18 protein-coding genes are annotated in these 22,718 nt (G+C 63.1%); 8 read left to right on the forward strand and 10 right to left on the reverse strand.

Annotated features, from left to right (window positions below; translation table 11 throughout):
- Window positions 1–73 precede the first annotated feature (73 nt).
- From frr to rpsB, 4 genes are all read right to left on the reverse strand, one after another.
- Window positions 74–631: a ribosome recycling factor gene (frr, locus tag EP379_RS08110; protein WP_127477324.1), complete on the reverse strand. Its 558-nt coding sequence runs from the start codon at window positions 629–631 to the stop codon at window positions 74–76.
- Between the two features lie 14 nt (window positions 632–645).
- Window positions 646–1,371 carry a UMP kinase gene (pyrH, locus tag EP379_RS08115; RefSeq protein WP_127477325.1) on the reverse strand — a complete coding sequence of 242 codons (726 nt, stop codon included), beginning with the start codon at window positions 1,369–1,371 and terminating at the stop codon, window positions 646–648.
- A 3-nt stretch (window positions 1,372–1,374) separates the two neighbouring features.
- Window positions 1,375–2,262 carry a translation elongation factor Ts gene (tsf, locus tag EP379_RS08120; RefSeq protein ID WP_127477326.1) on the reverse strand — a complete coding sequence of 296 codons (888 nt, stop codon included), beginning with the start codon at window positions 2,260–2,262 and terminating at the stop codon, window positions 1,375–1,377.
- 116 nt (window positions 2,263–2,378) lie between these two features.
- The gene (gene rpsB / locus EP379_RS08125; protein WP_127477327.1) at window positions 2,379–3,113 is read right to left on the reverse strand and encodes a 30S ribosomal protein S2; all 735 of its coding nucleotides are present in this window, start codon (window positions 3,111–3,113) and stop codon (window positions 2,379–2,381) included.
- A gap of 243 nt (window positions 3,114–3,356) precedes the next feature.
- Here rpsB and map point away from each other — a divergent pair, with 243 nt between their 5' ends.
- From map to EP379_RS08140, 3 genes are read left to right on the forward strand one after another with little or no spacing between them, the layout of a single operon-like run.
- Complete coding sequence (gene map / locus EP379_RS08130) at window positions 3,357–4,124, forward strand: type I methionyl aminopeptidase (protein ID WP_127477328.1); 768 nt, start codon at window positions 3,357–3,359, stop codon at window positions 4,122–4,124.
- A 7-nt stretch (window positions 4,125–4,131) separates the two neighbouring features.
- Window positions 4,132–6,777 carry a [protein-PII] uridylyltransferase gene (gene glnD, locus EP379_RS08135; protein WP_127477329.1) on the forward strand — a complete coding sequence of 882 codons (2,646 nt, stop codon included), beginning with the start codon at window positions 4,132–4,134 and terminating at the stop codon, window positions 6,775–6,777.
- A gap of 26 nt (window positions 6,778–6,803) precedes the next feature.
- Window positions 6,804–7,655: a putative RNA methyltransferase gene (locus tag EP379_RS08140; RefSeq protein ID WP_127477330.1), complete on the forward strand. Its 852-nt coding sequence runs from the start codon at window positions 6,804–6,806 to the stop codon at window positions 7,653–7,655.
- Window positions 7,656–7,788: 133 nt separating this feature from the next.
- Here the strand turns inward: EP379_RS08140 and EP379_RS08145 are convergent, their stop codons facing one another.
- From EP379_RS08145 to EP379_RS08165, 5 genes are read right to left on the reverse strand one after another with little or no spacing between them, the layout of a single operon-like run.
- Complete coding sequence (locus EP379_RS08145) at window positions 7,789–9,189, reverse strand: tetratricopeptide repeat protein (RefSeq protein ID WP_127477331.1); 1,401 nt, start codon at window positions 9,187–9,189, stop codon at window positions 7,789–7,791.
- Window positions 9,186–9,677, reverse strand: coding sequence for a WbuC family cupin fold metalloprotein (locus tag EP379_RS08150; RefSeq protein ID WP_127477332.1), 492 nt, complete (start codon window positions 9,675–9,677; stop codon window positions 9,186–9,188). Before EP379_RS08150 ends, EP379_RS08145 begins: the two co-directional genes overlap by 4 nt.
- 28 nt (window positions 9,678–9,705) lie before the next feature.
- On the reverse strand, window positions 9,706–10,413 hold the full coding sequence (gene sfsA / locus EP379_RS08155) for a DNA/RNA nuclease SfsA (protein ID WP_127477333.1): 708 nt from the start codon (window positions 10,411–10,413) through the stop codon (window positions 9,706–9,708).
- A 40-nt stretch (window positions 10,414–10,453) separates the two neighbouring features.
- Window positions 10,454–12,679, reverse strand: a complete 2,226-nt coding sequence (gene relA / locus EP379_RS08160; RefSeq protein ID WP_420824453.1) for a GTP diphosphokinase — start codon at window positions 12,677–12,679, stop codon at window positions 10,454–10,456.
- 28 nt (window positions 12,680–12,707) lie between these two features.
- On the reverse strand, window positions 12,708–13,661 hold the full coding sequence (locus tag EP379_RS08165; RefSeq protein ID WP_127477335.1) for a LysR family transcriptional regulator: 954 nt from the start codon (window positions 13,659–13,661) through the stop codon (window positions 12,708–12,710).
- A gap of 127 nt (window positions 13,662–13,788) precedes the next feature.
- Here EP379_RS08165 and EP379_RS08170 point away from each other — a divergent pair, with 127 nt between their 5' ends.
- Complete coding sequence (locus tag EP379_RS08170; protein WP_127477336.1) at window positions 13,789–14,892, forward strand: efflux RND transporter periplasmic adaptor subunit; 1,104 nt, start codon at window positions 13,789–13,791, stop codon at window positions 14,890–14,892.
- On the forward strand, window positions 14,889–17,951 hold the full coding sequence (locus EP379_RS08175) for an efflux RND transporter permease subunit (RefSeq protein WP_127477337.1): 3,063 nt from the start codon (window positions 14,889–14,891) through the stop codon (window positions 17,949–17,951). The genes EP379_RS08170 and EP379_RS08175 overlap by 4 nt, the downstream gene beginning before the upstream one ends.
- 32 nt (window positions 17,952–17,983) lie before the next feature.
- Here the strand turns inward: EP379_RS08175 and EP379_RS08180 are convergent, their stop codons facing one another.
- Window positions 17,984–20,092: a YgiQ family radical SAM protein gene (locus EP379_RS08180; protein WP_127477338.1), complete on the reverse strand. Its 2,109-nt coding sequence runs from the start codon at window positions 20,090–20,092 to the stop codon at window positions 17,984–17,986.
- A gap of 98 nt (window positions 20,093–20,190) precedes the next feature.
- Between EP379_RS08180 and EP379_RS08185 the strand changes: the two genes are divergently transcribed.
- The 3 genes from EP379_RS08185 to EP379_RS08195 all read left to right on the forward strand — a co-directional run bounded on the left by EP379_RS08185 (window position 20,191) and on the right by EP379_RS08195 (window position 22,585).
- Complete coding sequence (locus EP379_RS08185; protein WP_127477339.1) at window positions 20,191–20,496, forward strand: hypothetical protein; 306 nt, start codon at window positions 20,191–20,193, stop codon at window positions 20,494–20,496.
- 53 nt (window positions 20,497–20,549) lie between these two features.
- On the forward strand, window positions 20,550–21,578 hold the full coding sequence (locus tag EP379_RS08190) for an agmatine deiminase family protein (RefSeq protein WP_127477340.1): 1,029 nt from the start codon (window positions 20,550–20,552) through the stop codon (window positions 21,576–21,578).
- A gap of 116 nt (window positions 21,579–21,694) precedes the next feature.
- Complete coding sequence (locus EP379_RS08195; RefSeq protein ID WP_269471034.1) at window positions 21,695–22,585, forward strand: carbon-nitrogen hydrolase; 891 nt, start codon at window positions 21,695–21,697, stop codon at window positions 22,583–22,585.
- The last annotated feature ends 133 nt before the right edge of the window (window positions 22,586–22,718 follow it).

Here is a 22,718-nt window from a genome sequence, read left to right on the forward strand (position 1 = left end):
AAAGAAAATCCCCGTTAGTTAAACACCCGCCAGTGACTTTCCCTCTCGTCACTTGCCACTTGTAACTTGGAACTCAAATTTCCATCAGGTCCTTTTCCTTCGTTTCCAGGACCTTGTCGACTTCGACAATGTAACGGTCCGTGAGTTTCTGGATTTCATCCTGGCCACGGCGCTCGTCGTCCTCGCTGATCTCCTTGGCCTTGAGCAGCTCTTTCAGATCATTGTTGGCATCGCGGCGGATGTTGCGGATGGCCACCTTGGCACCTTCTCCTTCGTGACGCACCACCTTGATCAACTCGCGGCGGCGTTCCTCGGTGAGCGGCGGCATGGGGATACGTATCACGGTGCCGGCGGAACTGGGATTGAGTCCCAAGTCGGAGGTAAGGATGGCCTTTTCCACCGCTTGGATCATATTGCGCTCCCACAGGGTGATGGTGAGGGTACGGGCATCCTCCACACCGATATTACCCACCTGGCTCAGCGGCACCATCGAACCATAATACTCCACGGTGATGTGCTCCAGCAGGCTGGGATGGGCGCGGCCGGTGCGCAATTTGGTCAGTTCACCCTTCAGCGCGTCCACGCTCTTCTTCATGCGCGTTTCGGCGTCTTTCTTGATGTCGTTGAGCATGTTTCCTCCAAAGCCTAGGCTTCGACCTGGGTGCCCTCGTCCCGTCCCAGCATGATGTTCATCAGGGCGCCCGGCTTGTTCATATTGAACACACGCAGCGGCATGCGGTGATCACGGCACAGCACGATGGCGGTGGCATCCATCACCTCCAGCTTGCGCTCCAGTACCTCGTCATAGGTCAGCCGACCGTAGCGGGTGGCGCTCGGATCTTTCACTGGATCGGCGCTGTAGACACCATCTACCTTGGTAGCCTTGAGTACCAGGTCAGCATTGATCTCGATGCCGCGCAGACTGGCGGCCGAGTCGGTGGTGAAGAAGGGGTTGCCGGTTCCGGCAGCGAAGATCACCAGCCGCCCCTTTTCCAGGTGACGGATGGCCTTGCTGCGCACGAAATCTTCGCACACGGCGGGGATCGGCAGGGCCGACATCACCCGCACTTGCAGCCCTTCCTTTTCCAACGCCCCTTGCATGTTGAGAGAGTTGATCACCGTGGCCAACATGCCGATCTGATCGGCTGCCGCCCGGTCCATGCCGGACGACGCCAGACTGACACCACGGAAGATATTGCCGCCGCCGATCACCACGCCGACCTGCACCCCCGCCCTGACCACCGCGGCAATCTCCCGGGCGATGCGTTGAGCGACTTCCGGGTCGATACCGAACCCCTGCTTGCCCATTAGGGCCTCACCGCTCAGCTTGAGCAGGACGCGGTGGTAAACCGGTTTGGCGGCGTCTCCCATGACTTACTTGCTCGTGGCGGCGGCCTGGGCGGCCACTTCCTCGGCGAAATTGACGGTCTTCTTCTCGATGCCCTCGCCTACCTCGAAGCGGGTGAAACCGATCACCTTGGCGCCGGCGTCCTTCACCAGCTTCTCCACGCTGATGTCCGGGTTCTTGACGAAGGGCTGGCCCAGCAGGGTGACTTCCTTGAGGAACTTCTTGATGCGGCCGTCCACCATCTTGGCGATGATGTCGGCGGGCTTGCCGCTGTCGGCGGACTGCGCGGTATAGATCTCGCGCTCCTTCTCGATCAGCTCGGCCGGTACCTGATCCTCGGACACACACTGCGGACGGCTGGCGGCCACATGCATGGCGATGTCGCGGGCCAGTTCGGCAGTGCCGCCCTGCAACTCGACCACCACGCCGATGCGGGTGCCGTGCAGATAGTTCACCAGGATGTTATCGCTGTTGTAGGCCACCATGCGGCGCACGGCGGAGTTCTCGCCGATCTTGGCGATCAGAGCCTTGGTAGCGTCGGCCACGGTCATACCGTCGGGCATCTTGGCGGCCAGCAGGGCGTCGATGTCGTTGGCGCCGGAGTTCAGGGCCACCTCGCCCACGGCGTTGGCGAAGTTGCGGAAATCGTCGCCCTTGGTGACGAAGTCGGTTTCGCAGTTCACTTCCACCATCACCAGGCGCTTGCCGTCGGCGGCGGCCTTGACGATGATCAGGCCCTCGGCAGCGGTGCGGCCGGCCTTCTTGTCGGCCTTGGCCATGCCGGCCTTACGCATGTGCTCGATGGCGGCCTCGATGTCGCCGTTGGTTTCCGTCAGGGCCTTCTTGCACTCCATCATGCCGGCGCCGGTGCGCTCACGCAGGTCCTTGACCAGGGCAGCGGTAATTTCAGCCATCTTGTAATCCTCGCTAGAAAATCGGAAATCTGTCGGCGGCCTGCGGCCGCCGGTTCGGCAATACATTCAAAAAAGGGGGCCTGGCCCCCTTTTTTGTCTTCAGGTCGCCATCCGGCTTAACGGGCGGTTTCTTCGACCTCGACGAACTCGTCCACCGCACCGGCGCCGGACGCGCTGCGGCCGGCCAGGATGCTGTCCGCCGCTGCCTGCACGTACAGGGTGATGGCGCGGATGGCGTCGTCGTTGCCGGGGATGACGTAGTCGACACCGTCCGGGCTGTTGTTGGTATCGACCACGCCGATCACCGGGATACCCAGGGTCTTGGCCTCGGCGATGGCGTTCTTCTCATGGCCGACGTCGATGATGAACAGGGCGTCCGGCAGGCTGGCCATGTCCTTGATACCACCGATGGAGCGCTGCAGTTTGTCGATCTCGCGGCGCATCAGCAGCGCTTCCTTCTTGGAGACGCGGTTCATGCTGCCGTCCTGCTCCATGCTCTCCAGATCCTTCAGCCGCTTGATGGACTGCTTGACGGTCTTGAAGTTGGTCAGCATGCCGCCCAGCCAGCGGTGGTTGACGTAGGGCATACCGCAGCGCTGTGCCTCGGCGGCGATGATGTCGCGGGCCTGGCGCTTGGTGCCGACGAACAGGATGGTGCCGCGCTTGGATGCCATGGAACCCAGGAAATTCATCGCCTCGTTGAACAGCGGGACGGTCTTTTCCAGGTTGACGATGTGGACTTTGTTGCGGGCGCCGAAGATGTAGGGCGCCATCTTCGGGTTCCAGTAACGGGTCTGGTGGCCGAAATGAACACCGGCCTCCAGCATCTGACGCATGGTCACGTTTGCCATTTGAAACATTCCTCTTTCAGGGTTGGGCCTCCACGTACCCCGCTGGCCGACCCCCGGGTGATAGACCCTGAAGGCACCCCGGCCAGTGTGACGGTACGTGTGCGGATTTGAAAAACTAAAAACTCAATAAACGCGGGTTTGCCTATTGAAGCCGCGCTTTATACCATAATCACCGTTCCGCAACAACGGCATACCCGCCCCGATGCGGCCGTCCGACAGCCGCCAACCCCCAGGAATCGCTGCATGAGCGTCACCATCAAGACCCCGGAAGAACAGGAAAAAATGCGCGTGGCCGGCCGCCTGGCCGCCGAGGTGCTGGAGATGATCGCACCCCATGTGCAGCCCGGGGTGACCACCGACACGCTGGACCGGCTGTGCCACGACCATATCGTCAACGTCCAGCAGGCCATCCCGGCACCGCTCAACTACCACGGCTACCCCAAGTCCATCTGCACCTCCATCAACCATCAGGTCTGCCACGGCATCCCCAATGACCGTGAGCTGAAGGACGGCGACATCGTCAATCTGGACATCACAGTGATCAAGGATGGCTACCACGGCGACACCAGCATGATGTTCCTGGTGGGCAAACCATCCATCAAGGCCGAACGCCTGTGCCGCGTCGCCCATGAATGCCTGTTGGTCGGCATCCGCCTGGTGCGGCCGGGGGTACGCCTGGGGGACATCGGCCACGCCATCCAGCACCATGCCGAGGCCAACGGCTACTCCATCGTGCGCGAATACTGCGGCCACGGCATCGGCAAGGACTTCCATGAGGAGCCCCAGGTGCTGCACTACGGCACCCCCGGCACCGGCCTGGAACTGACCCCGGGCATGACCTTCACCATCGAGCCCATGGTCAACGCCGGCAAGCGCCACATCAAGCTGCTGCCCGACGGCTGGACCGTGGTGACCAAGGACCGCAGCCTGTCGGCCCAGTGGGAACATACCATCCTGGTCACCGACGACGGCTGCGAGGTGCTCACCCGCCGCTCCGGCGAGGTCATATAACCTTCTGATGGAAAAGGATGTCCTCTTCGACGGCGCGGCCTTCGACGACGCCCTCGCCGCGGGCGCCGCGCCCCTGCCCCTGTTCCGCGACGCCCTGCGCCAGGCCCATGCCGTGCTGGCACGGCGCTTCGAGCGCGGCGCCCCCATCGTCCAGTTGGTGCGCGGCCGCGCCTGGGTGGTGGACCAGCTGCTGGCCCGGGCCTGGCAACACCTCATGGCTGGGAGCCAACATCAGGCGGCCCTGGTCGCCGTGGGCGGCTACGGCCGTGGCGAACTGCATCCCTATTCCGACATCGACCTGATGGTTCTGCTGCCGGTGGGCGAACTGCCCGCCCTGCATCAGGCCCTGGAAGGGTTTCTGCTGTTCCTGTGGGACATGGGGCTGGAGGTGGGCCACAGTGTGCGCTCGGTGGCCGACTGCGAGCGCGAGGGCCGGGCCGACATCACTGTCGCCACCAATCTGATGGAGTCGCGCCTGCTGGGTGGCGACGCCGGCCTGTACTACGCCATGCGCCAGGTAGTCGGCCCGGACCACATCTGGCCGGTACGCGAGTTCTTCGCCGCCAAGTGGCAGGAACAGATCGCCCGTCACCGCAAGTTTCACGACACTGCCTACAACCTGGAACCCAACGTCAAGGAAGGCCCCGGCGGCCTGCGCGACATCCAGATGATCGGCTGGGTGGCCAAGCGCCACTTCGGCGGCCAGACCCTGGACGACCTGGTCGGCCACGGCTTCCTGACCCCCGGGGAATACCGCACCCTCATCGACGGCCAGAACTTCCTCTGGCGCGTACGCTTCGGCCTGCACCTGCTGGCCCGCCGCCGCGAAGACCGCCTGCTGTTCGACCACCAGCGCGCCCTCGCCCGCCAGTTCGGTTACCAGGATGAAGATGCCACCCTGGCGGTGGAGCAGTTCATGAAGCGCTACTACCGCACGGTGATGGAACTGGGCCAGCTCAACGAAATGCTGCTGCAACTGTTCCAGGAAAAGATCCTGCTCGTCGACGAGCCGGCGCAGATTGTCCCCCTCAACCGCCGCTTCCAGACACGCAACGGTTTTCTCGAGGTCAGCAACGACCTGGTATTCCGCCGTCAGCCCTTCGCCCTGCTGGAGCTGTTCCTCCTACTGGCGCAGCACGAACACCTCAAGGGCATACGCGCCGAGACCATCCGTCTGATCCGCAGCCACCTGCATCTCATCGACGACGAATTCCGCGCCGACCTGCGCTGCCGCAGCCTGTTCATGGAACTGCTGCGCCAACCGCGCGGCGTACACACTGCCTTGCGCCACATGAACCGCTTCGGCCTGCTCGGCGCCTACCTGCCGGCCTTCGGCCGCATCGTCGGCCAGATGCAACACGACCTGTTCCACGTCTATACCGTGGACGAACACACCCTGTTCGTGCTGCGCAACGTGCGCCGCTACGCCTATACGCAATACAAGGCCGAGTTCCCGCTATGCAGCGAGCTGATGGACCAGATCCCCAAGCGCGAAGTGCTGTACGTCGCCGCCCTGTTTCACGACATCGCCAAGGGCCGCGGCGGCGATCACTCGGTGCTGGGGGCCGAAGAGGTAACGGAATTCTGCCGCAACCACCAGCTGTCCGACTACGACACCCGCCTCGCCGCCTGGCTGGTACGCAACCATCTGCTGATGTCGGCCACCGCCCAGCGCCAGGACATCAACGACCCGGACGTAGTGAACGCCTTTGCTGCCGCCGTGGGCGACCGCGTACATCTGGACTATCTCTATCTGCTCACCATCGCCGACATCCGCGCCACCAGCCCCACACTGTGGAACTCCTGGAAGGGCACCCTGCTCAACACGCTGTACAACAGCACACGCAACGCCCTGCGCCGCGGCCTCACCAACCCCATCGATGCCGACGAACTGATCGCCGAGACCAAGGAAGAGGCGCGCAAACGGGTGCGCGACCGTGCCGTTTCAGCGCAGGCCATCGACGCCCTCTGGTCGCGCCTGGACGACGACTACTTCCTGCGCTACACCATCGACGCCATTGCGTGGCATACCGAGTCGATCATTGCGGCGCAGGACAGCCCGCCGCCGCTAATTCTGATCCGCCAGCAGACCCAGCATGGCGGCACCGAGGTATTCATCTACACCCCACGCCACGACAACCTGTTCGCCCTTACCACCAGCACCCTGGATCAGATGGGGCTCACCATCACCGATGCCCGTATCATGACCTCGCGCGACGGCTACACCCTGGATACCTATATCGTGCTGGAGGAAGACGGCGCCCCGGTGAGCGATGCCTGGCGCATCCAGGAACTGGAAACCACGCTGCACGATGTGCTGGCCTATCCCGATGCACCTCCGCAAAAAGTCGAACGCCGCCTGCCGCGCCAACTGAAACACTTCACCATTCCGACCCAGGTTATCTTCCAACCCGATCCCTACAATGACCGCACGGTGATGGAGGTGATCAGTTCGGACCGCCCCGGGCTGCTGTCACAAATCGGCAAGGCATTGATGGAGTGCAACGTGCGCCTGCAGAATGCCAAAATCGCAACCCTGGGCGCCCGCGTGGAGGACATTTTCTTCATCACCGACGCGGCCAACCAGCCGCTGCACGATACACAGCAGATGGAGCAGTTGCGCCAGCGCATTGCGGCGTTGCTGGCGCCATAGGCGCGGGAGAGAACGCCTGACCTGCCATGCACAAAGTCAAGGCCGTAAACCTCGCCTGTCCGCTCGATGGCCTGCCGCTGACGCAGGGTGAGCGGCAGCTATGCTGTCCCGCAGGCCACAGTTTCGATATCGCGCGCCATGGCTATGTCAACCTGCTGCCGGTACAGAACAAGAAGTCCCGGGAACCTGGTGACAGCACTGAAATGGTCGAGGCTCGGCGTCGCTTCCTCAACGCCGGCTTCTATCGACCCATCGCCGACCAGCTCACGGCACTCATGCTGCAATCTTTGCCTGACACTGAACCTTGCATCGTGGATGCCGGCTGCGGTGAAGGTTATTACCTCGATCAGGTGAACCGGGTGCTGGCGGCAAACGGCCGCGATGCCACCCTCATCGGCCTCGATATCGCCAAACCCGCCGTTATCGCTGCCTGCCGGCGCAACAGGCAGCTCACCTGGCTGGTAGCCTCCAACAACAATCCGGCCATAATGCCGAAAACGGTGGACCTGATCCTGTGCCTGTTCGGTTTCCCGGTCTATCCCGCCTTCGCGCGCATGCTCAAACCGGGCGGCAGGCTACTGCTGGTGGATGCCGGCCCCGACCATCTGCTGGAGCTGCGCGAAGTCATTTATCCGGAAGTGCGCAAATCACCCCCGCCAGCCATCGATAAGGCGCAGCAGGCCGGATTCAAGCTCGTCGACAGCCGAACGCTGCGCTATCACACCGCCGCTCTCAACCATGAGCAGATCGCCGATCTGCTGCGGATGACGCCGCATCTCTACCGTGCCAGCTCCGTCGGCAAAGAGGCCGCAGCACGACTGAGCAGCCTCCGCCTGACAGTGGACGTGGTATTCCGCATCTTGGGAAGGTCCGAATAAGTCCATCTGAAGTTCTCAGGTCGCTCCCGCCCCTCCCTGGGCTGCGCGACATCAGTTCATCCGTGGACAAAACCACGCCAAGCGAAAAGTACGATTGTCGCTTGGGGGCCGTTGTACGCGCGCAAAGACGGCCTTACAGCTTCTGCAGGACAAACAGCCAACCCGGCACATCGACGCCCAGGTTCTGCCGCAATACGGCCGCCTCCTCCGCCAGTACCACGAAACCATGCTGTCTGGCCAGGGCGCGCACATAGCCCGCACCATGAGCATAACGTCCCGCCTCACACAGGACAAAGGTGTCCACGGCCCCCCGCTCCACCGAAAACAACAACCGCCCATCGCGCCTCAAGGCACGTCGTGCAGCAGCGAAGACCGGCGCCAGATCACCGAGATAAACGAACACATCGGCAGCCAGCAGCAAGTCGTATGGTGATGCCAGCGCCCGCAGCGTGGCCACTGCCTCGCCCACCTCGAGCACGTCATAGATGGCGCGCTCACGTGCCTTGTCCAACATGCGAGGAGACAGATCGACACCGGCGAGGTGTGCCGCGACATCACGAAATGCCATACCGGCGAGGCCGGTGCCGCACCCCAGGTCCAACACCTGCAAATCCCTGCCGCCACCGCAACGTTCGAACAGTTCGCGCAGCAGTGTCGGCGTGCGATAACCCAGCATGCCGGCCAGATGCTCATCGAAGTCATCGGCGTACTGGTCGAATAGCGCAGCGACGTATTCACCCGGCGCCGCCGCAGGCGGCGTGGCGCCACGCAATGCCGCCATCATGTAGGCGACTTCGGAGTAATCCGGCTTGAGGCGCAGGGCCTCACAGTAATGATGCAGCGCACCGTCCCGCTCTCCCGCCGCCGCCAGCAACCCGCCATAATTGCGATGTGCCTCCGCCAAGGCGGGATCGGCCTGCAAGGCCGCCTGATAACAGCGCATTGCACCATCGAAATCATCGGCCGCCTGCATCAGCGTCCCCAGGTTGTTGAGTGCCAGCGCATGCTGCGGCTGCAATTGCAACACCCGACCGTAGGCAGTCACTGCCTCGCTACCTCGGCCCTGCTGCTGCAAGGCCAGCGCAAGATTCAGCCAGGGTATTGCATCCTGCGGCGCCAGCTCCACCGCCTTCTGGTAGCAACTTATCGCCGCCGCCAGATTTCCTGCCTCCTCGCAGGCCTGACCGAGGTTGTTGTGATAGTCCGCTTCCTCGGGCTGCAGGTCCACCGCCTGCCGGTAACTGGTAATCGCCTGCTCCAGTGCGCCGGCATCACGCAGGACGTTACCCAGATTGAAGTGAAACACCGCCGTGTGCGGCGCGGCCGCCACAGCCGCGCGGATCTGTTGTGCGGCAGCGGCGAGGTCGCCGCGGGCATAGTGCACCAATCCGAGCAGATGCAGCGCCTCACCATGGTTCGGCTGCGCGGCAAGAATCTGTCGATATAAAAACTCCGCAGCGGCGAAATCACCGGCCTGGTGCCGTTGCACGCCCTGTCGCAGCCAGTCGTCCATCGCTGACGGCAAGGTACTCATCGGTAGTCTGCCAATCGGCTTCCAGGCATGGCGGCAAGAAAACGCCTCACCCAGTGCGGACACATCGGATCGCCCTCCGTCGGTGCCCACGCCGCGAAATCCTTGTCCGACAGCGGGGCATACGGGCCTTCCTTGAACTCGAACAGCACAGTGCCAGGAGCACGGGCAACGACGGTATGCCAGACGCCGGCGGGGATCTCCGCAGCGCGCACTGCGCCGCCGGTATCCAGCTCGACACGCTCGTCCACCACCCCGTCATCGTCCAGCAGCAAAATCACCGCGGCACCATGCCGCACCACGAACAGTTCCCAGCGTGGAGGATTGCCATGTCGGTGCGGACGGACATAACTGCCGGGTTCGATGGCATTGAGGAAACGCTGTACCGGATCCGACAGCTGTGGGTGCAGATTGAAATTGCTGCGGCCACGGACGCTTACCACCGCCCGGTGCGACAACTCGTGCATGAGTGAGGTAGTGATCGGTTTCATGCATTCTCCATGGCGGGCTGCGCGCTCCTCAGAGTCGTATCGGCAGTGCGGTATCCAGCACCACTCCGTGCGGTGTCACCGTGGCACGGTATGCCAACGCCTCCACCCCGGCCGCTACGGCCTCACGCAGGGTCTGGCCATAGCGGGGATCGATTTCATCGGCGGGGCGCACGGCACGGGCATCGGCCCGTTGCACACAAAAACAGAGTACGGCACGCCTCCCTTGCGCCACCACCTGGATCAGCTCGCGCAGATGTTTACTGCCGCGTGCACTCACCGCATCGGGAAAAAAGGCCGTGCCGGCGGCGTCGACCGCGGTGACATTCTTGATTTCCACATAACAGGGCGGGCGTCCATTCCCCTCCAGCAACAGGTCGATGCGGCTGTTCTCGCTGCCGTACCGCACCTCCTGGCGCAGCGTGGCGTAACCCTGCAACTCCCTGATAACGCCGCCGCTGATGGCCTCGCGCACCAGATGATTCACCACGCCGGTATTGATACCGATCAATACCCCGGCAGCGTTCTCCACCAGTTCCCAGGCATGCGGATACTTGCGCTGCGGATTGTCCACTGCCCGCAACCAGACCCGGCTGCCCGGCTCGGCACAGCCCAGCATGCTGCCGGTATTGGGGGTGTGCGCCGTAATGACGCTGCCATCGGCCAGACGCACGTCGGCCAGAAAACGCTTGTAGCGTTGCAGAAGAGTACCTACCAGGAGAGAAGTTTCGAATTCCACCGTCGGTGTTTACTTGTATCTTGCAACTTGTAACCGATTTTCAATGTATCCGCCGTCGCGCCTCGGTGACATTGGGTAACTGACCGATGCGGCCCAGCACCCGCGACAGCTCGTCGATGTTGGCGATCTCCAGGGTCAGCTGCATGCGCACGCTATAGTCCTGCTTGTTGGTCTGGGTATTGACCGACAATACGTTGATCTTTTCGTTGGACAGGATCGAGGTGATGTCGCGCAACAGACCTTGACGGTCGAAGGCCAGGATCTCGATATCCACCGGATAGGTCTGGCGCTGCTTGCTGCTCCACTCCACCTCGATGAGACGCACCCGCTTCTCCGGGGCGATGTTGAGAATATTACGGCAATCACGGCGGTGGATGGTGACACCGCGTCCTTGAGTTATGTAACCCACCACCGCATCCCCCGGTGCCGGTTTGCAGCAGCGCGCCATGGAGGTGAGCAAATTGCCGACACCACGGATATATATCCCGCCGTCGCTGCCGCCTTTGCCCGTCGCGGCGGGCGCGGTGATCGGCAGAGCTTCTTCCTCCGTCGATTCCGACGGCGGCACCACCTGCTTTTGCAGGGCGCGCACGATCTGGCTGGTGTTGATGTCGCCGCGGCCGATGGCCAGCAGGAAGGGATCGAGCTGATCGTAGCCGAACTGTGCCGCCAGTTGCTCCAGCGGCAGGTCGGAGACACTGAAGCGGCGCAGTTCCTTTTCCAGCACCGCGCGGCCCTCGGCCAGGTTGCGTTCCAACGCCTGCTGGGTGAACCAGTGGCGCACCTTGGCGCGGGCACGCGAAGTCTTCAGATAACCGAGATGGGGATTGAGCCAGTCGCGGCTCGGCTCGCCGTGGCGTGTGGTCAGAATCTCTACCTGTTCGCCGCTCTTCAGTTCGTAGGTGATCGGCACCATGCGTCCGTCGACACGTGCGCCACGCGCACGGTTGCCCACCTCGGTGTGGATGTAATAGGCGAAGTCCAGCGGCGTGGCGCCCTGCGGCATGTCCACCACCTCCCCCTGCGGCGTCAGCACGTAGACCCGGTCCTGGAATACCTCGGACTTGAAGCGATCGATGAAGTCGCCGGCGCTGTTTTCCTCGTCCTTCCATTCCAGCAGCTGGCGCAGCCAGGCCACCTTCTGCTCGAAGTCGCGGTTGCTCTTACCACCTTCCTTGTAGCGCCAGTGCGCCGCCACGCCCAGTTCCGACTCCTTGTCCATTTCGTAGGTACGGATCTGCACCTCCACGGTCTTGCCCTCGGGGCCGACCACCGCAGTATGTATGGAGCGATAGCGGTTCTCCTTCGGCGTGGCGATGTAGTCGTCGAACTCCTTGGGGATGTGCGGCCACAGCATGTGCACCACCCCTAGAGCGTGGTAGCAGTCGGGGATGGTATCCACCAGAATGCGCACGGCACGCACGTCGTACAGTTCGTGAAAGCTCAGCCCCTTGCGTTGCATCTTCTTCCAAATGGAATAGATGTGTTTGGGACGGCCCTTGACGTCGGCCTTGACGCCGGCGCGCTCCAGCTCCTGGCGCAGTATTGCCAGCACCTTGTCGATGTAGCGCTGACGGTCGATACGACGTTCGTCGAGGGCTCTGGCGATCTCCTTGTAGGCCTGCGGTTCCAGATAGCGGAAGGCCAGGTCTTCCAGCTCCCACTTCACTTGCCAGATGCCGAGGCGATTGGCCAGCGGTGCATAGATGTCCAGCGTCTCGCGGGCGATGCGCTGCTGTTTGTGCGGCGGCAGGTGTTGCAGGGTGCGCATGTTGTGCAGGCGATCGGCCAGTTTGATCAACACCACGCGCACGTCCTCGGCCATGGCCAGCAGCAGCTTGCGCAGACTCTCAGCCTTGACCTGCTCCTTCTTGTTGCCCTGCTCCGCCGCCTGGTATTCGCCAATCACCTTCATCTTGGTGAGACCGTCCACCAGATGCGCCACTGCCGCACCGCAGGCCTGTTCGATGTCGGTCAAGGATATCTCGGTATCTTCTACCACGTCGTGCAGAATGGCCGCCGCCAGGGTTTCGTGGTCCATGCGCAGCCCGGCGAGGATATCGGCCACTGCGGTGGCGTGGGCCAGATAGGGCTCGCCGGAGGCACGGGTCTGCGCACGGTGGGCGCGCTCCGCCAGATCGAGGGCGCGGCGGATGAGCGCGATCTCCTCGGGCTTGCGATCCGCAGCCAGCCCCTGCAGCCAGGCGTCACGGGCCGCCTCCTCATGCAGGGAGCCGTCGCCGAATTTGGATTCCACGTAGACCATGCTGTCGTTGTCGAATAAGTTGCAGGTTTTAAGTATTGCTGCCGCGGGCGCATTGTGCGAGCCCGCCATGCTGCGCCAGGCATTGCTGCAACGCCTCGGCCGACTGGCGTATCAGGCCGCGCAGCCATTGGTGGGCACCGTCCTGCTCGTTGCGCCGGTGCCAGCTCATGTGTACCTCCAGGGCCGGCACCGGGAATGGCGGCGGTGCCCAGGCCAGGCCGCGCATCAGACTACGGTCCAGCATGGAGGGGGCAATGGCCAGCAGGGCCGTACCGCGCATGAAACTGGGGATGCTGGCCACATTGTCCACCACCACGGCCACCGTGCGGTGGATGCCGCGGGCGCGGAAGCGGTTTTCAAAGTCGGCCCGTTCCGAGTCGTCGAAACGCAGACCGATGTGGCGCGCCGCCAGGTACTGCTCCATGTCGGCCGGCGGTTGGCTGTGGGCCGGGTCGTAATAACAGACCAGCTGATCGGTCACCAGATGCTCGCTCACCACATCACTGCCCATGGGGGGTTCCGGGGAAATGATCAGGTCGCAATAGCCCTCGCGCAGCTGCTCGACCGTGGGGATCCCCGCCGGCACGATGCGCATGCGGACGCCGGGGGCATGGGTGCACATGGTTTGCAGCACCGGGGGCAGCAACAGGTCGCGCTGGTAATCGTTGGCGGCGATGGTGAACTCGCGCCGGCTGCTGGCGGGGTCGAATCGCGGCCCCAGCGCCAGCGAGCGCATACCGTCGAGCAGGGCCCGCACCGGCTCCGCCATGGCCTGGGCATGGGCAGTGGCGGCAATGCCGCGCCCCGCCTTCACGAACAGGGGATCACCGGTAATTCCCCTGAGTTTTTCGAGGGTATGGCTCACCGCCGATTGGGTGGTACCCAGATATTCCGCCGCCGCCGTAACCGAGCCCGTCTCCAGAACGGTGAGAAACACCCGCAGGGCGCGGCCATCCAATCCCAAATAATCGAATTCATTCATGGATTACATCATAAACACCCTGTTTATCTTTATAAACAATTGACTCACTATCGTCCGCTTGTTTCGGCCAGCCTCCGGGCGGCCCCGGCTAAACTCAACTCGTAACTCCAACGACGGATCGGACAAGATGATCAAGCGTATCGTGATCGTGCTACTGGCCCTGGCCGTGATCCTGGGCGGCATCTTCGGGATAAAGGCCTACCAGTTCCGCATGATGCAGGCGCAATTTGCCCAGCCCATGCCCCCTGCGGTCATCAGCGCCACCGAGGCACGCGAGGAACAGTGGCAACCACGCCTGCAGGCTGCCGGCAGTCTCGTGGCACTGAACGGCACCGATGTCACCACCGAAATCGGCGGCATCGTCAGCGCGATCCGCTTCGAATCCGGCCAGGCCGTCAAGGCCGGTGATGTGCTGCTGCAACTGGAAGCGACCGTGGACAAGGCCGCCCTGGAAGGCGCGCGCGCCGAGCGTCGCCTGGCCGAGGTTCAGCTCGAACGCGCCAAGGACCTGATCAAGCGCAACGCCATCTCCTCCTCGGACTACGATGCCGCCAAGGCCTCCTTCGATGCCGCCGAGGCGCGCATGGCCGAAAAGGCCGCCAAGCTGGCGCAGAAGACCATCCGTGCCCCGTTCGACGGCCTGCTCGGCATCCGCGGCGTCAATCTGGGCGAGTACCTCTCGCCCGGCACCCGCATCGTCAGCCTGCAGGCCCTCGATCCCATCTATGTGGACTACGCCCTGCCGGAGCGCCATCTGCGTGAACTGGCGCCCGGGCAGGCGGTGGAGGTGCGTGTCGCCGCCTACCCCGAGCAGGTGTTCCGCGGCAGTCTCCAGGCGGTGGAATCCGGTGTCGATCGCCGCACCCGCTCCATCGCCCTGCGCGCCATCCTCGACAACAGCGCGGGCCTGCTGCGTCCCGGCATGTTCGCCGATGTCGCCACCGTGCTGCCCACGGTCGACACGGTAATCACGGTGCCGCAGACCGCCATCAGCTTCAACACCTACGGCAATTTCCTCTATGTCATCGAGAAGGCTGAAGGCGGCAAGCTGCTCGCCAAACGCCGCCAGGTGGAAACCGGGCGCAGCCATGAGGGACGCATCGTAGTCAGCAAGGGCCTGAAGGCCGGCGAGCAGGTGGTCCGTGCCGGCCTGGTGAAGCTGCGTGACGGCATGCCGGTGGCCATCGACAACCAGGTCGAACTCAACGACGGCGAGGTCCGGCAAGAATGAACTTCACCGACATCTTCGTCCGTCGTCCGGTCCTGGCGACGGTGATCAGCCTGCTGATCCTGATCGTTGGCCTGCGCTCCCTGCAGGAGATGGAGGTACGCCAATATCCGGAGATGCGCAACACCGTTGTGACGGTGACCACGGCCTATCCGGGTGCCAGCTCCGAACTGGTCAAGGGTTTCATCACCACTCCGCTGCAGCAGGCCATCGCCGAGGCCAACGGCATCGACTTCATCTCCGCCACCAGCACCCAGGGACTGTCCAAGATCGAGGTCACCATGGAGCTGAACTACGATGCCAATGCGGCGGTGGCGGAGATCCAGGCCAAGGTGGCCAGCAAGCGCAACCAGTTGCCCGCCGACGCGCAGGACCCGGTAATCGATTCCACCACCGGCGACTCCACCGCGTTGATGTATATCGCCATCTTCAGTGAGACCATCCCGCGGCCGCAGGTGGCCGACTACGTGCTGCGCGTGGTGCAACCGCAGCTGCAGGCCCTGCCCGGCGTGGCCAAGGCGCGCATGTTCGGCCAGCAGTACGCCATGCGCATCTGGCTCGACCCGCAGCGCATGGCGGCGCTCAACGTCACCGCCAGCGATGTCGCCAACGTGCTCACACGCAACAATTACCTCGCTGCCGTGGGCGCCACCAAGGGCAAGTATGTCAGCATCAACCTGACCGCCAGCACCGATGTCAGCACCGTGGAGGACTTCGAGAATCTGGTGGTACGCAATGAGGGTGGCGCCTTGGTGCGCCTGCGTGACGTGGCTTCCACTGAACTGGGCTCCGAGGACTACGATTCCACCGCCTGGTACCGCGGCAAACCCACGGTGTTCATGGCAATGGAGCAGGCCCCCGGCGCCAACCCCCTTACCGTGGCCCAGGCCATCAATGCCGAGGTGCCGAAGATCCGTGCCCAATTGCCGGAAGGCATGGAGGTGATGGTGCCCTATGACGCCAGCCGCTTCATCGAGGACTCCATCAACGAAGTATACAAGACTCTGGGCGAGGCGGTGCTCATTGTATTGCTGGTCATCTTTCTCACCCTGGGCTCGCTGCGTGCCGCACTGATCCCGGCGGTGGCGGTGCCGCTGTCGCTCATCGGTGGCGCCTTTGTGATGCTGCTGCTCGGCTATTCGCTCAACCTGCTCACCCTGCTCGCCATGGTGCTGGCCATCGGCCTGGTGGTGGACGATGCCATCATCATCGTCGAGAACGTTCACCGCCACATCGAACAAGGCGAAAGCAAGTTCCAGGCGGCGATCCACGGTGCGCGCGAGATGGCCATGCCGATCTTCGCCATGACCATCACCGTGTTCGCGGTATTCGTGCCCATCGGCTTCCAGGGCGGCCTGGTCGGCACCCTGTTCTCCGAGTTCGCCTTCACCCTCACCGGCGCGGTATTCATCTCCGGCGTGGTCGCGCTGACCCTGTCGCCGATGCTGGCTTCCAAGGTACTCAAGGCACATGGCAACCAGGGTCGTTTCGAGCAATGGGTAGAGCATGCCTTCGACTGGCTAGCGCACGCCTACCGCCGCGGCCTGCACGTTGCCATGGAGTCGGTACCGGCGACACTGATCTTCACCGCGGTGCTGCTGGTCGCCATCGTGCTGATGTTCATCACCAGCCGCAGCGAGCTGGCCCCCACTGAGGATCAGGGTATCCTGTTCTTCCAGGCCTCCGCGCCGCGCACGGCGACGCTGGACTATCACCAAACCTTTGCCGCGGAGATTCAGCGCCGCTTCGAGAGCGTGCCCGAGTACAACGACAGCTTCATGATCCTCGGCATGACGCCGGAGACCACCTTCGGCGGCTTCAAGATGAAGACCTTCACCCAGCGCGAGCGCAGCCAGATGGATGTACAACCGCAGGTGCAAGGCCTGCTTGCCGGCGTGGCGGGTTACCAGACTGCCGTTTTTCCGCGCCCCAGCCTGCCGGGCGGCGGCCGCGGTTTCCCCATCGAAATGGTGCTCACCTCCGATCGCAGCTATGAGGAACTGGCCGGCTTCGCCGATCAGATCGTCGGCACCGCCATGGGCAGCGGCCAGTTCATGTTCCTGCGCAAGTCGGTGGATATCGACCTGCCGGTCATCAATGTGCTCATCGATCGCGATCGCGCCGGCGACCTCGGCATCAGCATGGCGGACATTGGCCGCAACCTCGGCACCATGCTGGGCGGCGGTTACGTCAACCGCTTCAATCTGGAAGGCCGCAGCTACAAGGTGGTGCCGCAAGTGGGCCGTGAGTCGCGCCTGAGCGCCGAGATGCTGAACGACTACTACATCCGAACCGGCAGTGGTGAACTGGTGCCACTGTCCGCGGTGGCGCGGCTGGAGCAGTCGGTGGAGCCGTCCAGCCGCACCCAGTTCCAGCAGCTCAACGCCATCACTGTCGAAGGTGTGATGATGCCGGGCGTGGACCAGGGCACGGCGCTGGAATACCTGGGACGGATCGCCCGCGATATCCTGCCCAAGGGCTATGATGTCGATTACAAGGGCATCTCGCGCCAGTACATGCAGGAAGGCAGCGCCACGCTGATCACCTTCGCCCTGTCGTTGGTGTTCATCTATCTGACGCTGGCGGCGCTGTATGAAAGCTGGCGCGACCCGGCCATCATCCTGGTGACCGTGCCGCTGTCGGTATTCGGCGCGATGATCTTCATCACCCTCGGCTTCTCTTCGGTCAATATCTATACCAAGGTCGGCCTCATCACACTCATTGGCGTGGTGGCCAAGAACGGCATCCTCATCGTGGAGTTCGCCAACAAACTGCAGATCAGCCAGGGGCTATCCAAGCGCGAGGCGGTGGAACGGGCGGCGGAGATCCGTCTGCGGCCGATCCTGATGACAGCCTCGGCGATGGTATTTGCCATGCTGCCGCTGCTCACCGCCGCCGGCCCCGGCGCGGTCAGCCGCTTCGATATCGGCCTGACCATCACTGCCGGTCTCGCCATCGGTACGCTGTTCACGCTGTTCGTGCTGCCGGCCTTCTACGTGGTACTGGCACGCGATCACGCCAAGGCGGAACAACAACTGCACGCGGCAGAACAGGGGCTGTAGTAAAGAGCGCACCGCCGGTCGGCGGTGCGGGCTCAGCGACGACGCCCGGCAGGTTTCTGCCGGGCGTTTCTCTTTGCTGACTGCGGCGCCGTGCGTGACGGATGTGCGCGCCTTACGGCGGCCTTGTTGCCGGTGCCTTCCGGCTGCCAGGCCGGTACCAGATGGCGCTTGCCGTTGCCGATGAGATCACTGCGCCCCATGCGCTGCAGTGCCTCGCGCAACAGCGGCCAGTTCTCCGGATCGTGGTAACGCAGAAAGGCCTTGTGCAGGCGGCGTTGGCGCAGACCTTTGGGCACTTCGATACCCGCGCTGTCGCGGCGCACACGTTTCAGAGGATTGCGCCCGGTATGATACATGGCAGTGGCCATGGCCAACGGCGTGGGCAGGAAGGTCTGCACCTGATCGAGGCGGAAGCCGTTGCGCTTGAGCCACAGCGCCAGCTCCAGCATGTCGGTGTCCGAGGTGCCGGGATGGGCGGCGATGAAATACGGGATCAGATACTGCTCCTTGCCCGCCTCCTTCGAGGCCTGTTCGAACATCGTCTTGAAGCGGTCGTAGGCGCCGATGCCCGGTTTCATCATCAGGCTGAGCGGTCCCGCCTCGGTGTGTTCCGGCGCGATCTTGAGATAGCCGCCAACGTGGTGCGTCACCAGCTCCTTGACGTATTCTGGCGAGCGCACCGCCAGGTCATAGCGCAGGCCGGAGGCGATGAACACACGCTTGATGCCGGGCAACTGGCGCACCCGGCGGTAGAGATGGATCAGTGGGGCGTGATCGGTCTTCAGGTTGCCGCACACGTCAGGAAACACGCAGGACAGACGCCGGCAGGCAGCCTCGATCTGCGCCTCCTTGCAGTGCATGCGATACATGTTGGCGGTGGGACCGCCGAGATCGGTGATGACACCGGTGAAACCGGCGACCGTATCGCGGATCGTCTCCACCTCACGCACGATGGAGTCCTCGGAACGGTTCTGGATGATGCGGCCTTCGTGCTCGGTGATGGAGCAGAAGGTGCAGCCACCAAAGCAGCCGCGCATGATGTTGATGGAGAAACGGATCATCTCCCAGGCCGGCAGGCGTGCATTGCCATAGGACGGATGCGGTGCGCGGGCAAAGGGCAAATCGAAGATGGCATCCATCTCTCTGGTGCTGAGCGGGATCGGCGGCGGATTCAGCCACACTTCGCGCTCGCCGTGACGCTGCACCAGGGCACGGGCATTACCCGGATTGGTTTCCAGATGGAACACGCGCGAGGCATGGGCATACAGCACGGCATCGTCGCGCACCTGCTCGTAGGACGGCAGGCGCACCACGCTGCGCTCACGTACCACGCGCGGCTTGCGCTGCAGGCTCACCGGCTGCCCCGCCGTGACCATGCAGGTCTTGACCTCCGCATAGGGATTGACATGCACCGGCGGCGCACCCGGTATATCGATGTCGCCGGCATCCACCTCCACCCAATCATCCGGCACGGACTTGCGCACAAAGGCGGTACCGCGCACATCGGTGATCCCGGCGATGGGCTCGCCCTTGGCCAGGCGATGTGCCACCTCCACCAGGGCGCGCTCGGCGTTGCCGTACAGCAGCAGATCGGCCTTGGCATCCAGCACCACCGAACGGCGTACCTTCTCGGACCAGTAATCGTAATGGGCAATGCGGCGCAGGCTGGCCTCGATACCGCCGATGATCAGCGGTACATCGTTGTAGGCCTCGCGGCAGCGCTGGCTGTAGACGATGACCGAACGATCCGGCCGTTTGCCGCCCTCACCGCCCGGCGTGTAGGCATCGTCGCTGCGGATGCGCCGATCGGCGGTATAGCGGTTGACCATGGAATCCATGTTGCCGGCGGTGACACCGAAAAACAGATTGGGCCGTCCCAGACGGCGGAAATCCTCCGCCGAGGTCCAGTCCGGCTGGGCGATGATGCCGACGCGAAAGCCCTGCGCCTCCAGCAGGCGCCCAACCAAGGCCATGCCGAAACTGGGGTGATCCACATAGGCATCTCCCGTGACCAGGATCACATCGCAGGAATCCCAGCCCAATTGCTCCATTTCGGCACGCGACATGGGCAGGAACGGCGCGGTACCGAAGCGCTGCGCCCAATATTTGCGGTAGGAGAAAAGTTCGCGTACGGCGTGCATAATGTGGAGTATCGAATGAGGTTTTACTCTGGTGGAGCCAGTGCAGTATATTGGGTCACCAGGACCATAACCGAAGACGACGATCAAGGAGCCGAATCATGCGTCCCAGCCATATCCACCTCATTGCCGTCCTGCTGGCCGCCGGCAGCGCTGCCGCCCACGGCGATGTGGTACAGATGCCGCCCGCTGTGCTGGAAGACAGCGCCACCGCGCCGACGGCCCCGGCCCCCGTGGAACTTCCGGTTCGCGGCATGAGCATGCAGCAGGTGGAGACCCGCTTTGGCGCGCCGCAGGAAAAACTGCCTGCCGTGGGCAAGCCGCCCATCACGCGCTGGGTGTACCCGGATTATATCGTCTATTTCGAGCACCAGTATGTAATTCACAGTGTGCTCAAGCGCAAATAACACCCCGCCAACCGCTGTGGCTGCCGGTGTGCAAGCACGGCTCTTATGATTCCATGCAGATACTGCCCGCAGAATGGTCACCGCAATGCGCGGTGCTGCTCACCTGGCCCCACCGGTACGGCCCGCTGGGGCGCATCCTGCAACAGGCGGAACAGGTATTCATACAGATTGCCAGGGCGGTCACTGCTCATGAGCGGCTGATTGTTTCCTGTCTGGACGAGGAACATCGCACCCATATCCAGACTCAGCTGGCCGTCGCCCGCGTCGACCTCGGTCAGGTACTTCTGGCCATTGCCCCGTCAAATGATGTCTGGGCGCGTGATCACGGCCCTATCACCGTATTGCGCGACGGCAAGCCTCTGTTGCTCGACTTCGCCTTCAACGGCTGGGGCCGCAAATACCCCTACGAACTGGACAATGCCCTCACCCGCACCCTGCACCGCCAGGGCGTGTTCGGCACCACACCGCTGGAGATCGTCGATCTGATTCTGGAAGGCGGTAGCATCGAGAGCGATGGCCGGGGCACCCTGCTCACCACCCGCCATTGCCTGCTCAACCCGCAACGCAATCCCGAATACGACTGCGTCGGCCTGGAAGGCATCTTCGCCCAGGTGTTCGGCAGCCGGCGCGTGCTGTGGCTCGACCACGGCGAACTGGAGGGCGATGACACCGACGGCCATATCGACACGCTGGCCCGCTTCTGCGACGAACACACCATCGCCTACGTGCGCTGCGACAACCCGCACGACAGTCATTACGCCGCCTTGCTGGAAATGGAGCGTGAACTCAAGGCCTTCCGCGACAATGAAGGCCGGCCCTACCGTCTGGTGCCGCTACCACTGCCCTCCCCCAAACGCAACGAACACGGCCAGCGCCTGCCCGCCACCTATGCCAATTTCCTCATCATCAACGGTGCCGTGCTGGTGCCGGTCTATGACGATGTGCAGGATGCGGTGGCGCTGGAGCGACTGGCCCCCTGTTTCCCCGGCCGCGAACTCATCGCCATCAACTGCCTGCCCCTGATCCAACAATACGGCAGCCTGCATTGCGTCACCATGCAGTTGCCGGCAGGGGTGGTATGAAAAATCGGGTCCGCAAATGAACGCGAATGCAGGCCAATGAAAGCTATTCTTTCCCGGCAAAGTTGTATTCGCGTTAATTCGCGTTCATTTGCGGACTCGTCCTTGTGGAGGATGTGATGAAATCACGAACCCTGCGTGTCGGCCTGGTCCAGCAGCCTTGCAGCGAGGATCGGGAAACCAATCTTTACTACAGCGCATTGAACATCCGCGAGGCGGCCGCCGACGGCGCCGAACTGGTGCTGCTGCAGGAACTGCACAGCGGTGTGTACTTCTGCCAGTCGGAAGACCCGGCACGCTTCGATCAGGCCGAGCCCATCCCCGGCCCCACCACCCAAGCCCTGTCCGAACTGGCGCAGGAACTGGGGATCGTCATCGTCGGCTCGGTATTCGAGCGGCGCGCCTCCGGTCTGTACCACAACACCGCCGTGGTACTGGAAAAGGACGGCAGCCTCGCCGGCATCTACCGCAAGATGCATATCCCGGACGACCCCGGCTATTACGAAAAGTACTATTTCACCCCCGGCGATCTGGGCTTCACCCCCATCGACACCTCGGTAGGCCGCCTCGGCGTGCTGGTGTGCTGGGACCAGTGGTATCCGGAAGCGGCGCGCCTGATGGCCATGGCCGGTGCAGAGATACTACTCTATCCCACCGCCATCGGCTGGGACGAGCGCGCAGAACCGGACGAACAATTGCGCCAACGCGATGCCTGGGTCACCATCCAGCGCAGCCATGCCATCGCCAACGGCGTCCCGGTGGTCGCCTGCAACCGCGTCGGCCATGAGCCGGACCCGACCGGCCAGACACCCGGCATCAACTTCTGGGGCTACAGCTTCATCTGCGGCCAGCAGGGCGAGATCCTCGCCCAGGCACCGGAAGACGATCCCACCTTCCTGGTGGCGGAAGTCGATCTCGGCCGCAACGAACAGGTGCGCCGCGCCTGGCCCTATCTGCGCGACCGCCGCATCGATGCCTACGCCGACCTGCTGCGCCGCTACCGCGACTAGAAACCTCACACAGTCCGCAAATGAACGCAAATCAACGCGAATGTAGTCAGCGCGGGAGCATACAATGAATGCCGCACAGCTCATCGATACCCATGGTCGAGCCTGTACGTTCTGGCGAGAGAATCACTAATTT

The organism is Sulfurivermis fontis (assembly GCF_004001245.1).
GTDB classification, from domain to species: Bacteria; Pseudomonadota; Gammaproteobacteria; order Thiohalomonadales; family Thiohalomonadaceae; genus Sulfurivermis; species Sulfurivermis fontis.